The sequence below is a fragment of the Pseudomonas sp. NPDC088414 genome (assembly GCF_044753325.1).
GTDB lineage: Bacteria > Pseudomonadota > Gammaproteobacteria > Pseudomonadales > Pseudomonadaceae > Aquipseudomonas.
In genome coordinates this window covers 13805-28815 of the sequence record NZ_JBIVMY010000024.1, presented here as the reverse complement: position 1 = coordinate 28815, position 15011 = coordinate 13805, and the positions used below count along the sequence as shown (strand labels likewise).

At 59.8% G+C, this 15011-nt stretch carries 10 protein-coding genes; 7 read left to right on the top strand and 3 right to left on the bottom strand.

Annotated elements, in window-relative coordinates:
• Together ACIP8I_RS19255 and ACIP8I_RS19250 are read right to left on the bottom strand one after the other, a co-directional pair.
• Positions 1–460: ribonucleotide-diphosphate reductase subunit beta (locus ACIP8I_RS19255; RefSeq protein WP_400763068.1), on the bottom strand; the 460-nt coding region annotated here is incomplete at its 3' end.
• Positions 461–1024: 564 nt separating this feature from the next.
• Positions 1025–1285 carry a DUF2790 domain-containing protein gene (locus ACIP8I_RS19250; RefSeq protein WP_108589286.1) on the bottom strand — a complete coding sequence of 87 codons (261 nt, stop codon included), beginning with the start codon at positions 1283–1285 and terminating at the stop codon, positions 1025–1027.
• 475 nt (positions 1286–1760) lie between these two features.
• On the opposite strand from ACIP8I_RS19250, the gene acs reads away from it, so the two are divergent.
• The 7 genes from acs (at position 1761) to argR (ending at position 9924) form a co-directional block, all read left to right on the top strand.
• Positions 1761–3716 (top strand): acetate--CoA ligase, encoded by a 1956-nt coding sequence (acs, locus tag ACIP8I_RS19245; RefSeq protein ID WP_400763066.1) that lies wholly within the window; start codon positions 1761–1763, stop codon positions 3714–3716.
• A gap of 813 nt (positions 3717–4529) precedes the next feature.
• Positions 4530–5303, top strand: a complete 774-nt coding sequence (locus tag ACIP8I_RS19240; RefSeq protein WP_400763064.1) for an ABC transporter substrate-binding protein — start codon at positions 4530–4532, stop codon at positions 5301–5303.
• Positions 5304–5394: 91 nt separating this feature from the next.
• The gene (locus ACIP8I_RS19235; RefSeq protein WP_003227287.1) at positions 5395–6084 is read left to right on the top strand and encodes an ABC transporter permease; all 690 of its coding nucleotides are present in this window, start codon (positions 5395–5397) and stop codon (positions 6082–6084) included.
• Positions 6081–6779, top strand: a complete 699-nt coding sequence (locus ACIP8I_RS19230) for an ABC transporter permease (RefSeq protein WP_003227285.1) — start codon at positions 6081–6083, stop codon at positions 6777–6779. Before ACIP8I_RS19235 ends, ACIP8I_RS19230 begins: the two co-directional genes overlap by 4 nt.
• Position 6780: 1 nt before the next feature.
• A complete protein-coding gene (locus tag ACIP8I_RS19225) occupies positions 6781–7893 on the top strand; it encodes a M14 family metallopeptidase (RefSeq protein ID WP_400763062.1) in 1113 nt (370 codons plus the stop codon).
• Positions 7894–7920: 27 nt separating this feature from the next.
• Entirely contained in the window at positions 7921–8685 is a 765-nt protein-coding gene (locus ACIP8I_RS19220; protein WP_003227281.1) for an ABC transporter ATP-binding protein, read from the top strand.
• 246 nt (positions 8686–8931) lie between these two features.
• Positions 8932–9924: a transcriptional regulator ArgR gene (gene argR / locus ACIP8I_RS19215; protein WP_400763060.1), complete on the top strand. Its 993-nt coding sequence runs from the start codon at positions 8932–8934 to the stop codon at positions 9922–9924.
• Between the two features lie 26 nt (positions 9925–9950).
• Here argR and ACIP8I_RS19210 read toward each other — a convergent pair whose 3' ends face one another.
• Positions 9951–14996, bottom strand: coding sequence for a dermonecrotic toxin domain-containing protein (locus ACIP8I_RS19210; RefSeq protein WP_400763058.1), 5046 nt, complete (start codon positions 14994–14996; stop codon positions 9951–9953).
• Between the last annotated feature and the right edge of the window lie 15 nt (positions 14997–15011).

The window sequence follows — 15011 nt, the reverse complement described above, 5'->3', positions numbered from 1 at the left end:
AGAAGAAGCCGAGGTTGCGCATCACGATGAGAAGCTCGTCGTCGGTCATGCCTTCCGGGTTTTTCCAGAGGGCGATGTCGGCGGTCATGTTGACTTCTTGCGGCATCCAGTGGTTTGCGCAGCCGTCCAGGTACTTCTGCCAAGCCCAGTCGTACTTGAAAGGTACGAGTTGGTTGAGGTCGGCGCGGCAGTTAATCATGCGCTTTTCGTCAACGGCGACACGGGCGGAGGCGCCTTCGAGTTCGGCGAGGCCTTCGGCGACGTCGAGGGAATCCAGTGCGGCCTTGGCGCGGGCCACGGCGGCCGAGTCGTCGGCGGTCACGGCGCGGGCTTCCAGCGCTGCGGCACCGCCGGCGCTGTCGAGGCGGTCCATGTTGGCTTCAGTAGCGTGGCCGGCGTTGGCGCCTTTCACGGTTGCTACTTCACTGTCTTCTTTGTCGAATTCGTCCCAGCTCAGCATGACGTGTCGTCTCCTGCGTGAGGGCCTGTCGCCCCGTGTGAAACCTGATTGGTTGGTTTTTCACACGGTCGTACAGACCGCGTTGGATCTTAAGGAATCGTTTTTTGCGGCAGCCAAGGCAGGCAATAAAACAGAATTTTGTACGGGTTTCCGAGAGCCTCTGACGGGCGCAGATCAGCGTTGAGGCTGCTGCGGGGCTTCAGAATGGCTTTGATCCCTGTAAGGGAATATTGCTGACCCGATTAGGGCGGCATTATAGGGAAAAAAACGCGGGCGTGGGGGAGGGCGAAACACCGCAGGGCGTTCGATTGGCCGGGTGATTTCGATTGGAGCGAGGGTTTACAGGGCTTTCGCTGGGATTGGCCTATGAGAATTTTTTTTCATTAATTTTTTTGCGAGGCTTCGGTTGCTCAAGAAATGAGCAAAAAACCGGGTTTTTCACTATATCTTGTGTTTTGCAACCCTTTTGAGCGACTCCAGACACAACTGAGCCCGACCGAAGCCGGGCTGGAATCGACCCTCAAATGAGGCGCTGAGCGATCCGATTCGGTGCAGTCTCGATCATCAATTGGTGCATCCGTTACCCATCACGCTGTAACGCAGGATATGACGCTGACCCTTGGAGTCGTCGTATTCCATTTTCATCGGGACAACTTCGCAGACGTTTGGAACTTCGCTCATGGACACTACGTTAGCGATGTCCAGGTGAGTGGAGTAAGTGTATTCCTCGATCACCGGTTGTTGCTGTGCGACATCAGTCGGGACCTCGTCTGCCATGGCGGTTGCGCACAGACTGCTGAGGGCCAGAACCAATAAAGCTTTCATTTCAGATTTACCTTTTTGAGGTCGAGTGGGGTCACGCAACCTTTTTAGGGTTGCGTGTGGAACTTCATCATTTGCAGTTATTACTTGAGAGCTGGATTAACGGCCTTCGTGGGGGCTGTAACGTTGTTAATCGCGTTTGCCTTGTCGGCGGAGTGGATTTTAGGGAGGTGGGGTGGGGGTAAACAGGTGGGGTTTTGATAAACACTTTTCGCGGTTTTGGTAACAATCGGTCGAAATTGCCTGGGGCCAGGTTTGCCGGTGATGCGTTTCGCCTGAATAACCGAGTCGCCTGAATCGCTGGCAAGCCAGCTCCCACAGGGGTTGTGGGGTATTGGAACAAGCAGCGCAGGGCTTGCGTCAGGGGTAACTGGATGTTTTGTAGGGGCTTGTTACTACCATCGTCGAATGGTTCTATGGAGCCGGCCCGGCTACAACGGGGTCATACAAAAACAACTATTACACCGAGGTAGGAAAGATGAGTGCGGCTTCTCTGTATCCCGTTCGTCCCGAGGTTCTGGCCAATACGCTGACCGACGAGGCGACCTACAAAGCCATGTACCAGCAGTCGGTCGTCAACCCTGACGGCTTCTGGCGCGAGCAAGCCAAGCGTCTTGACTGGATCAAGCCTTTCACCACGGTGAAGCAGACGTCCTTCGACGATCACCATGTCGACATCAAGTGGTTCGCCGACGGCACCCTGAACGTTTCCTACAACTGCCTCGACCGTCATCTGGCCGAGCGCGGCGATCAGATCGCAATCATCTGGGAGGGCGACGATCCTTCCGAAAGCCGCAACATCACCTACCGCGAACTCCACGAACAAGTGTGCAAACTGGCCAACGCCCTGCGTGGTCAGGACGTGCACCGTGGCGATGTGGTGACTATCTATATGCCGATGATCCCCGAAGCCGTGGTCGCCATGCTGGCCTGCACCCGGATCGGCGCGATTCACTCGGTGGTGTTCGGTGGCTTCTCGCCGGAAGCCCTGGCGGGGCGGATCATCGACTGCCGCTCGAAAGTGGTGATCACCGCTGACGAAGGCATCCGTGCCGGCAAGAAGATCTCGCTGAAGGCCAACGTCGACGACGCGCTGACCAATCCGGAAACCAGCAGCATCCAGAAAGTCATCGTGTGCAAGCGCACCGGTGGCGACATCAAGTGGAACCAGCATCGCGACATCTGGTACGAAGACCTGATGAAAGTGGCGGGCACCGTCTGCGCGCCGAAAGAGATGGGCGCTGAAGAAGCGCTGTTCATCCTTTACACCTCGGGTTCAACCGGCAAGCCGAAGGGCGTTCAGCACACCACCGGCGGTTATTTGCTGTATGCGGCGATGACCCATGAGCGCGTGTTCGACTACCGTCCGGGCGAAATCTACTGGTGCACCGCCGACGTTGGCTGGGTCACCGGTCACAGTTACATCGTCTACGGCCCGCTGGCCAATGGCGCGACCACCGTGCTGTTCGAAGGCGTGCCGAACTACCCGGACATCACCCGGGTGGCGAAGATCGTCGACAAGCACAAGGTCAACATCCTCTACACCGCACCGACCGCGATCCGCGCGATGATGGCGTCGGGCACCGCCGCTGTTGAAGGCGCTGACGGCAGCAGCCTGCGTCTGCTCGGTTCGGTGGGCGAGCCGATCAACCCGGAAGCCTGGGACTGGTACTACAAAAATGTCGGCAAATCCCGTTGCCCGATCGTCGATACCTGGTGGCAGACCGAAACCGGCGGCAACATGATGAGCCCGCTGCCGGGTGCGCATGCACTGAAACCGGGGTCGGCGGCGCGTCCGTTCTTCGGCGTGGTGCCGGCGCTGGTCGATAACCTTGGCAACATCATCGAGGGCGAGGCCGAGGGTAATCTGGTGATTCTCGATTCGTGGCCGGGTCAGGCGCGCACGCTGTATGGCGACCATGACCGCTTCGTCGACACCTACTTCAAGACTTTCCGTGGCATGTACTTCACCGGTGACGGTGCGCGGCGTGACGCCGATGGTTACTACTGGATCACCGGGCGCGTGGACGACGTGCTCAACGTCTCCGGCCACCGCATGGGTACCGCCGAGATCGAAAGCGCGATGGTCGCCCACCCGAAAGTCGCCGAAGCGGCGGTGGTCGGTGTGCCGCATGACATCAAGGGGCAGGGCATTTATGTTTACGTCACCCTGAAAAACGGCGAGGAGCCGAGCGAGCAACTGCGCCTGGAACTGAAGAACTGGGTGCGCAAAGAGATCGGCCCGATTGCTTCGCCGGACGTGATCCAGTGGGCACCGGGGCTGCCGAAGACCCGTTCGGGCAAGATCATGCGGCGGATTCTGCGCAAGATTGCTACGTCTGAGTACGATGGGTTGGGCGATATCTCGACCCTGGCGGATCCGGGTGTGGTGCAGCATTTGATTGATACGCACAAGACGATGAATGTGGCGTAAGCGTTAGCTTCACAGAAGCCCTGTCCGGTGATGCCGGGCGGGGCTTTTTTGTGTCTGGAGGGTTTGTGCTGGCCGGGCTGGCCTCATCGCGAGCAGGCTCGCTCCCACAGGTTTGTGGTGTGTTGCAGGTTTGAGTTCCTGCGCAATTGTGGGGTGGCTGGACTGGCCTCATCGCTGGCAAGCCAGCTCCCACAGGTTTCCCAGGTGTGAACGGAATTTCAATCTCAATCGAAATCCGTGTGGGAGCTGGCTTGCCAGCGATAGCAATCTGTCAGACGCCGCAGTAATCCCCTTTCAGAAACCCAAACCACCCAACCAATAATTATCGATTTCCCGTGTAAGACCTTTCCCGCTGTTACCCACCCCCATCCGAGTAACCAAATGTGTAACCGCCCGCCCCGCAGCGGGGCAAAGGGAAACGCAATGCCCCGTTTTAGAGCCTCAAAACCCCCGGTGAAAAATAAGACACAACGCTGCGCTTGCCGGATTAGAAGGGTTTGCGAATAATAGGCCCGCAATTTGCAGCATAGATCGGTTCACTGTCTTTCGCTCTTGCATGAATTTGCAAGGCTGTCAATGCGCTCAAGCGGGTTTCTCTGTGCATCTGTAATTAGTTGTCGCATTGAAGAAATATCGGCTTCGGGCCTGTCGTTAGAATGCCGATCACTCGCTCATCGTGGCTGACGTTGAAACCCCTGGTGGTTTCACCGGGAAATTTCCCACCGATGCTGCACCGCTTTCCCGATTCACCCATTCGCATATTGGGCTGTCGCTCACTCTGCCGTTTTTGCCCTTTACCGATGGAGTCCCAAGATGAAGAAACTTGTGCTGCTTGGCGCCCTGGCACTGTCCGTGCTGTCGCTGAATTCCTTCGCTGATGAAAAACCTCTGAAGATCGGTATCGAAGCGGCTTACCCTCCGTTCGCTTCCAAAGCGCCGGACGGCAGCATCGTCGGTTTCGACTACGACATCGGCAACGCCCTGTGCGAGCAGATGCAGGTCAAGTGTGTGTGGGTCGAGCAAGAGTTCGACGGTCTGATCCCGGCACTCAAAGTGCGCAAGATCGACGCGATCCTGTCGTCGATGTCGATCACTGAAGACCGCAAGAAGTCCGTGGACTTCACCAACAAGTACTACAACACCCCGGCCCGTCTGGTCATGAAGCAAGGCACCGTTGTCAGCGACAACCTGTCTGAGCTCAAGGGCAAGAACATCGGCGTGCAACGTGGTTCGATCCACGAGCGTTTCGCTCGCGAAGTCCTGGCCCCGCTGGGTGCCGAGATCAAGCCATACGGCTCGCAGAACGAAATCTACCTCGACGTGGCCGCTGGTCGTCTCGACGGTACCGTGGCGGACGCCACTCTGCTGCAGGACGGCTTCCTGAACACTGATTCCGGCAAAGGCTTCGCCTTCGTTGGCCCGCAGTTCACCGACGTCAAATACTTCGGCGACGGCGTAGGCATCGCGGTGCGCAAGGGCGACGCGCTGAAAGACAAGATCAACTCCGCCATCACGGCTATCCGTGAAAACGGCAAATACAAAGCTATCCAGGACAAATACTTCGCCTTCGATATCTACGGCAAGTAACACGTCTCTGCGACAAGTCAGAAATGGCGCAAGCAACAGGATCTCTGCGGTTTGCGCCATTTTTTCATCCCAACTTTCGAGGACCTGAATCATGTTGAAAGGCTACGGGGCTGTCATCCTCGATGGCGCATGGCTGACGCTTCAGCTCGCCTTGTCGTCCATGGCCCTGGCCATCGTTCTCGGGCTGATCGGGGTCGCGTTGCGCCTGTCGCCGATTCGCTGGCTGGCGTGGCTGGGCGATCTGTATTCCACGGTGATTCGCGGGATTCCCGATCTGGTGCTGATCCTGCTGATCTTCTACGGCGGTCAGGACCTGCTCAACCGCGTCGCGCCGATGCTCGGTTATGACGACTACATCGACCTGAACCCGCTGGCCGCCGGTATCGGCACTCTCGGTTTCATTTTCGGTGCGTACCTGTCCGAGACCTTCCGTGGTGCGTTCATGGCGATCCCCAAGGGCCAGGCTGAAGCGGGCATGGCGTACGGCATGAGCAGTTTTCAGGTGTTTTTCCGGGTGATGGTGCCGCAGATGATTCGCCTGGCGATTCCTGGCTTCACCAACAACTGGCTGGTTTTGACCAAAGCGACCGCGCTGATTTCGGTGGTCGGTCTGCAAGACATGATGTTCAAGGCCAAGCAGGCGGCAGATGCCACCCGCGAGCCTTTCACCTTCTTCCTCGCAGTGGCGGCGATGTACCTGGTGATCACCAGTGTCTCGTTGCTGGCGCTGCGTCACCTTGAGAAGCGCTACTCGGTAGGCGTAAGGGCGGCTGATCTATGATCTTCGACTACAACGTCATTTGGGAGGCCATGCCGCTGTACCTCGGCGGCCTGCTGACCACCCTCAAACTGCTCGCGCTGTCGCTGTTGTTCGGTCTGTTGGCGGCGCTGCCGCTGGGCCTGATGCGCGTCTCGAAGAACCCGATCGTCAACGGCGCTGCGTGGCTCTACACCTACGTGATCCGCGGCACGCCGATGCTGGTGCAGCTGTTCTTGATCTACTACGGTCTGGCGCAGTTCGAAGCGGTACGTGAAAGCTTCTTGTGGCCGTGGCTGTCCAGCGCGACGTTCTGTGCTTGCCTGGCCTTCGCGATCAACACCAGCGCCTACACCGCCGAAATCATCGCCGGCAGCCTCAAGGCCACGCCGAACGGCGAGATCGAAGCCGCCAAGGCCATGGGCATGTCGCGCTTCAAACTGTACAAGCGCATCCTGCTGCCATCGGCCCTGCGCCGGGCGCTGCCGCAGTACAGCAACGAAGTGATCATGATGCTGCAGACCACCAGTCTGGCGTCCATCGTGACCCTGATCGACATCACCGGCGCGGCCCGTACCGTCAACGCGCAGTATTACCTGCCGTTCGAGGCGTACATCACCGCCGGCGTGTTCTACCTGTGCCTGACCTTCATTCTGGTAAAGCTGTTCAAGCTGGCCGAGCGCCGCTGGTTGAGCTACCTGGCCCCGCGGAAGCACTGATATGGAACGCATCGACCACGTATTGCCGTGGAGTCATCTGGGCAGCGAGCGCAAGATTTCGGTGTTCCGGTTTGGGAGCGGCGAGCGCAAGGCTTACATCCAGGCCAGCCTGCACGCTGACGAACTGCCGGGCATGCGCACCGCCTGGGAGCTGAAAAAGCGCCTCGGCGAACTCGAAGCCCAAGGCTTGCTCAACGGCGTGATCGAGCTGGTACCGGTCGCCAACCCGCTGGGCCTCGGCCAATTGCTGCAAGGCAATCATCAGGGGCGTTTCGAGGCGGGCAGCGGCAAGAATTTCAACCGCGATTTCGTCGAATTGAGCGCACCGGTTGCAGCGACACTGGCTGACAGCCTCGGCGACGATCCGCACGCCAACATTCGCCTGATCCGTCAGGCCATGACTGATCATCTGGCGGCGTTGCCCGAGGCGAGCAGCCAGTTGCAAGGCATGCAGCGCGTATTGCTCAGCCACGCCTGCACCGCCGATGTGGTGCTCGATCTGCATTGCGACGCAGAAGCCGCGCTGCACATGTATGCGCTGCCGCAGCACTGGCCGCAGTGGCGTTCGCTGGCGGCGCACCTGAATGTGAAGGTTGGCCTGCTGGCGGAAGATTCCGGCGGCAGCTCCTTCGATGAAGCGTGTTCGTTGCCGTGGCTGCGTCTGTCGCGGCAGTTCCCGGACGCGCAGATCCCGCTGGCGTGCCTGGCGACTACCGTCGAGCTGGGCGGTCAGGCCAATACCGACCGCGCGGATGCGGTGGCTTGGGCCGAAGGCATTCTGGCGTTTCTCGCCGAGCAAGGCCTGATCACTGGCGAGTGGCCGAAGCCGGCCAACGAACCGTGCGAAGGCATGCCGTTCGAAGGCACTGAATTGCTGTTGGCGCCGCACCCCGGTGTGGTGAGTTTTCTGCGTAAACCCGGCGAGTGGGTTGAAGCCGGGGATGAGATTTTCGAAGTGATCGACCCTGTGTCCGATCGGGTCAGCACGGTATGTGCTGGTACGTCCGGGGTGCTGTTTGCCATTGAACGGCTGCGCTATGCCCAACCCGGTTTCTGGCTGGCCAAGGTGGCGGGGCGCGAAGCGCTGCGTCACGGGCGCTTGCTCAACGACTGACTGACTGTTTTTGTGAGAACCGACCGCATGTACAAACTTGAAGTCCAAGACCTGCATAAACGCTATGGCAGTCACGAAGTGCTCAAGGGCGTGTCCCTGAAAGCGGCAGCCGGCGATGTGATCAGCATCATCGGCTCCAGTGGCTCCGGCAAAAGTACTTTCCTGCGCTGCATCAACCTGCTTGAGCAGCCGCACGCGGGCAAGATCCTGCTCAACAACGAAGAGCTGAAGCTGGTCGCGAACAAGGACGGCGCGCTGAAAGCCGCTGATCCGAAACAGCTGCAGCGCATGCGTTCGCGCCTGTCGATGGTGTTTCAGCATTTCAACCTGTGGTCGCACATGACCGCGCTGGAAAACATCATGGAGGCGCCGGTCCACGTGCTGGGCGTGTCCAAGGCCGAAGCCCGCGAGAAAGCCGAGCACTACCTGAACAAGGTTGGCGTGGCCCATCGTAAAGACGCGTTCCCGGGGCACATGTCCGGTGGCGAGCAACAGCGTGTGGCGATTGCCCGTGCGCTGGCGATGGAACCGGAAGTGATGCTGTTCGACGAACCGACTTCGGCCCTCGACCCGGAGCTGGTGGGCGATGTGTTGAAAGTCATGCAAGCGCTGGCTCAGGAAGGTCGCACCATGGTCGTGGTCACGCACGAAATGGGCTTCGCCCGTGAAGTGTCGAACCAGTTGGTGTTCCTGCACAAAGGTGTTGTGGAAGAGAGCGGCAACCCGCGCGAAGTGCTGGTCAATCCGCAATCGGAACGTTTGCAGCAATTCCTGTCGGGTAGCCTCAAGTAATCAGAGCTGCCGATATGCACCCGAATAGTGCATGCTTCGCAGCCTGAAGGCTGGCTCCGATCCCCTGTAGGAGCTGCCGAAGGCTGCGATCTTTTGATCTTCAACAACAAGATCAAAAGATCGCAGCCTCGTTTCACTCGACAGCTCCTACAGTGGGAGCTTCGCAGGTTTCGAGATTTGCGTTCATTTACGGGCTAGCATTGGCCCATGCCTTCATCACCGTTCTTCGTTTCGGATTGCCCGCCCATGACTGCCCATCGAATTGGTTTCCTGATTTGGCCCAGCACTAAAGCTCTGACGCTGGCGCTGGCGGAGGAGGCCTTGCGGGTTGCTCAGCGTGTGCATCCGGACGTGGTGTACGAACTGTCGTTCCTGCAGGCCGAAGCCAATACCGAAGCGGCGGCCGACGGCGCATGGCAACTGCCCGGCGAAGCCTGGACCGGCAAGCTGGAAAACTTCCAGAAACTGTTCCTGCTCGCCGATGAGCCGCCGACCACGCTGGCCCCGGCCCTCAGCAGCGCGCTCAAGCAACTGGTGCGTGCCGGTTGCGTGATCGGTGGACTGTCGGCGGGTGTCTATCCGTTGGCGCAGCTTGGTCTGCTCGACGGTTATCGTGCGGCCGTGCACTGGCGCTGGCAGGACGACTTCGCCGAACGTTTCCCGAAAGTCATCGCCACCAGTCACCTGTTCGACTGGGATCGCGATCGCCTGACCGCGTGTGGCGGCATGTCGGTGCTCGACCTGTTGCTGGCGGTGCTGGCTCGCGATCACGGTGCGGAACTGGCCGGTGCGGTGTCCGAAGAACTGGTGGTCGAGCGCATCCGCGAGGGTGGTGAGCGTCAGCGCATTCCGCTGCAGAACCGCCTCGGCTCCAGCCATCCGAAGCTCACCCAAGCGGTGCTGCTGATGGAAGCCAACATCGAAGAGCCGCTGACCACCGACGAGATCGCCCAGCATGTGTGCGTGTCCCGTCGTCAGCTCGAGCGGATCTTCAAGCAATACCTCAACCGCGTGCCGAGCCAGTACTACCTGGAACTGCGCCTGAACAAGGCCCGGCAGATGTTGATGCAGACCAGCAAGTCGATCATCCAGATCGGCCTGTCCTGCGGCTTCTCCTCGGGGCCGCACTTCTCCAGCGCCTACCGCAACTTCTTCGGCGCCACGCCGCGTGAGGATCGCAACCAGCGGCGCAGCAGCAGTCCGTTCGAGCTGTCGTCAGTGCCGCCGGAGCGCGGCTGACGCACCCCGGCAGAACCTGCTGACCATCACTCATCGACCCCCGAATCTTCGGACGTGGACACCTCCATTTCTGCCCGTTCGATGACGGCTTCCACGCCAAAATCTATGCGGTGTTTTCTGAAGTAGGCGATCAGCCGTTGCAGGCTGAGCTCAGAGAGCGGATTGCCCCGCAGGCTGAATTTTTCCGCACGCTCTTCTGGCAACTCCAGAATATCGCTGGGAACCTGGGTGATTGCGTTGTCGCTCAGGTCGGCGATTTCCAGATGTTCGAGTTGCAGCATGCCTGGCGGCAGACCGGTAATGCCGCTGTTGTCCAGCATCAGCGTTGACAGATTGGTCATCTGGCTGACATCCGGCGTCTCGCCCAGCGGGTTGTCGCTCAAGTCCAGATGATCGAGGCGCTCCATTTGCGCAAGCTCAAGGGCGTTTTGCGGCGTGAGCGTCAGCTCGCACTGTGAGAGCGACAAATAGGTCAGGTCAGCCATGCGAAACACCGCCGGCGGAATGTGTTCCAGTCGATATTGGTAAATCGTCAGTCCCCGGAGGCTGGCAAACGTCTCGACAAACCTGTCCACTCCAAACGTCTGACCCGGCAGGCTTCTGAGGTACAAATGGGTGACATGGCTGAAGTCGGCATTGAGCACTGGCAAGTCGCCGCTGATGATGGTCGTCAGGTTCAAGTCATGCAGTGGCTGCAGGTTCTGATCCAGATCGTCCTGCTCGGTTTCCCGGCGCCAGCACTGCTCGATGAGCGATTTGAATTCGTTGCGTGCGGCGTGCTCATTCAGCACTTGCTCAATCGTGAAGGGCTCGCCACTGATTGGGTGCAGGGCAGGATGGTCGATCGCCCAGGTGTCGAGGTGGCTACTCAAGTCGCTGTATTCCTGCTCAAGTCGTGCAAGTTCGACTCGCCCCTCGGCCAGGTCGCCAGGTAGCAGATAAAAGAACTCACTGGCCTGTTCCCGATCCATGTGCGTGTACAGCGTCTGTACGCGCAGCAGATCAGCTTGTTCGGCCATTACGCCGAAGTCCTGTCGGGTGTCGTTGAAGTGGCGTTTGACGCGCTCCCGGTCTGTGCTGGCGATCGGGTTGCCGCTCAGATCGAAGCCTTCCGGAACATTGCTGGGCAGCTCGAAGAGGGCGGGAGGCAATGACCGGATCTGATTGTCGTTGAGCAGCGCGGTACGCAATTGCGGGCGCGTGAGCAGGCCGGTTGGTAGTTCGGATATGCCGGTCTCCGACACATCGATGTAATTCAGCCGGGGCATTTTTTCGACATTGGGCGTGAGTCCGAGCGGGTTCCTGAACAGGTCGAGAGTTTTCAGTTGGTTCAGCGCCGCCAGCGTTGCCTGGCTTTCGGCGGTCAGGGTGATGCCGCAGTCGCTGAGAATCAGCTCGCGCAGTTGTGGTGAGCGACTGACTGCCTCCGGCAGGTCGCCGAGCCGGAAGTTGCGCAGCGCCAGACGGCGCAGGCCGGAGAAACTGTCCAGAAAACGCTGCACGCCCTGAGTGCTGCCGACACCCTCGATGGTCAGGTAGTCCACGTGACTGAAGTTCACCTCCAGCGCTGGCAGCTCTCCCAGGATTGGCTGTGACAGGCGCAAATCAATGGTCTGATCGGTGTTCTCCGGCAAGCAAACCTGCTGTTTCCAGCAGTCCAGAATGTCGACCAGCATCTGCCGTCGGCGATGGCGCTGGATCGCATGTTGCTCGGTGTTGAGGCGGGCGCCGGTCTCCGGATGAACGAGGGGAATCCCCTCGGCCCACGAATTCAGAACCTCGCCGAGGCGGCTGCGTTCAGCGATCAGACGGCTCAGTTCCACTCGCGGGCCGTCCGGATGGCGTTGCAGACGCTCGACGAATGCGTTGAGCTCCTCGGGCAGCAGGTGCGGCAGCAGCCAGTGCACATGAGCGTGCAGTGTCGGCGTGTTGACGGGCATGCGTCGATAGCCGCTGGTTCCGCCACGCAGGTGCATCACCGTTGGATCGTAGGCGTGTTTGCGAATCGGGTTTTGCGAGAACAGTTCCAGCAACGCTTGACGGTCAAGCGCGTGGTCACGAATCAGTTGCCTGAGCTGCAGATCTTGTGTGATGTGAATGTTCAGCGCCGAACGTTGTGCGTCGGGCAGGGCATGCAACAGGCTCGCATACAGAGACCCCGGCGCGCTGAGCGACTCACCGGTAGCGTCGAACGGCTGATAGTCGCCCTGTTCAGTCAGTACCAGCACTTTGCGAATGAGCGCGTCCTGTGCGCCGAGGCTGTCGATCAGTGGCCCGCTATGGCTGTAGTGCCTGAGCTCCAGTCGGATCGACGGCGACCAGCCCGGCAAGCTTGGCAGCGAATGGAGGGCCAGCCGATCGGTATCCAGATTATTGATCGTCGCTTGCAGCTCCAGCCCTTCGAGGGCTCGAGTCGCGCGCACTTGCAGACCCGTTTCCTGCGTCAGAGCGACCAGTCTTTCGGAGAGTGTTCCACGCTGTAATTGCAGGTATTCGCCGTCACTGGCTGTTTCCAGTATCGACTGCGCCAACGCCTTTGGCAGGCCGGGTTCGGCATCCATCAGTACCTGTACCAGCGGGCTGGCGCCGCGCTGTAATTGGCGATACCGATCCTCGAACAGGTTTTGGCGTTTGCGCTGTGCCAGCTCGGCGACGATGCGCCGCAAGCGGTTTGTGCGGGCCTCCGCCGAGGGGGCGGGCGTATGCAGTGCTTCACTCAACAGCGTCCTTCTTTGCGATTCTGTCAGGCGTTGCAGGCAGGTCTTGAGCAGGTCGCCACCGTCCAGTCGTGAGCCCTCGATTTGTACGAAGGGCACATCGACGACAGGGCTGCGCCACAATGTTCTGCCCTGGCGGTCGATCAGTTGCAAGCCTTGGTCAGCAGGCCAGTCGCCGTTGTCGAAAAGCAGTTGCAGTTGGGTGGCCGGGTCGGCCTTGAGGTAATTCTCGGCATGCGGGCTGCCGATCTGCTCGATGAACAATTGAATGTCCTGATCGATCTGCCAGCGCAGCAGCGTGTCACTCAGTAAGGGTGGCAACTGTTCGCGCTCGACGTGCATCTGGCGCAGGGTGTTTTCCTCGCAGCCACTGATATTCAGCAGTCGTTCCTGCAGAGCGGCGGGAAGGCGCTGCATCTGCGCACTGCTGCGGCTCAGCACAGTGGCGCGATCCCAACCCAGTGGCTGGTCAATTTCGGTTTGCCAGGCGCCTGCGGTGTTGTGCCTGAGTGCGGGTTTGTATGCCTCGGGACGCGTTGGATGGTCGATGCGATAGGCGCCCGTTTCGGCATCAAGGCTGACGGCATACAACTTGTCTTCGAGGGCCAGCAGGTTCTTGCCCTGGTGGGCTTGCAGGCCCAGCGCATCGGTTCTGGCGTCTTTGGGCGGCGTGCCGGGCCACTCGTAAGGGCGCAGGTCGGGTTTCCAATAGCGGGGCTTGCCATCGGCTGCCTTCACCGGAATAAAGCGGTCGATAAACTGGACGACATCGGCAGGTAAAGCCGCGCGAAACTCGCTGACGGCGATCGCGCCGCCAGCGGCGAAAGTGCCGACCTGCACCATGGACTCCACGACACCGATCAAATGCGCGAACGCTTCGCGGGATTGCCCTTCGGCCCAGTCGACGATGCTTTCGAACGTCTCGTCGAGCAGTTGGTAGGCCGTGTAGGCGAGCATCAGCTCGCCGAGAAATGGCATAAATGGCAAGGCGACGAATACGGCGATATCGAGCATTGCCTGTGCGATGTCCGTAAAGGCATCCCAGAGTGCCCAGCGCGCCTTGCGATCGACCATGGCTGTCGAGACGGCGATGGCGCGGGCATCGTTGAGCATCTTGTCGAGCTTGCGTTGGTAGAGATATACCCACAGCTCGCCCTGGATCGGGGTCGCGACGATCTGCAGAAAAGGTCGCGCGGCCGGACGCTCACGCCAGGTCGGGCGTGGATCGCCGACGGGTACCGGTTGCCTGGTGACGGGGCTGAGCAGCGACTGCAACTGACTGAAGAAAGCCCCGCGTTCTGCGTGGTCGATGAAACGGCTGAAGAAGACCTGATAGTCCGGATCGCGCAAGCGTTGCGCCAGCTCCTCAGCGAAGGCGGCGGAATTGGCGTACTCCTTGACCGGGTGTTGCGGGTCATCGGGAATGTAAACCACAACTCGCGCTGCTGAATGTGCAGCTTCAAGATTCGGGGCGAACAGTACGATGCCGGTCAGGCTGACTTTCATCATCGTCAGCGCATGACACTGCCACGCCTGCCGATTGAGGCGCAAATGCTGCAAACCCTCGAGCAGCCCGAGAATCAGCCGATGGACATCGGCTCCCAGCAGCTTTTGCATGTAGGCCATTTGCAGGGCGGCGACCAGTGCGGCTTTGTCGCTGGCGCAAACCTGTGGTTGCAACACGGCGGCAACCAACGGATTGCTGACGCCCAGGTTGTCTTGCAGATAAGTGTTATAGCGGCGGCCGATATCCAGTTCGCGACACAGGCGGGTGAAGTCAGGGATCGGCATCGCCTTGAGGATGTTCGGCAGCACGCTGAACCGGCCTTCGGGGGAGGGCTGGCTGATATAGCCCGAGGCGGACTCAAAGGCGTCAGCGGCGGTCTCGCTGCTCTCAAAATTGTGCAGCGCGGCGTCCAGCAACGAGACGGTCCAGGTGCGTGCGGCGCCGGATTTGATGCGCAGCCACGGAACATGGTCGGGCAGATACAGGCGCAGGAAGGTCTGCCTGACATCCAGGTTCAAGCCAAAGCGCTTTTCCAGTTCGGCGCGCAGCAGTGGTTCGGCGAAGGTTCTGGCGTCTTGCAGTCGGGCAAGGCTTCGTTCGACGCGGTTGTGTGCGGTCCAGTGCGCGGCATTCAGCGCGCGCAGTTTTGCATGCTCGGTGCGTGATGCCTGTTTAAGGTTGGCGGGCATTAGCGGACTGGCCCGTTTCAATGCCGCGCGCTTGTGTGCCGCAGCCTGAATCAGCCATGTCGGGATAGCCTGGAGCAGCGGTTGATAGTGTGCGTCCTGCCGGGGTGGCAGCAGTGGGTCGGGCAGTGTCGCGAGGGCGGGTGTGATTTCTTGAATCATGGGGTGAGGCCGTTT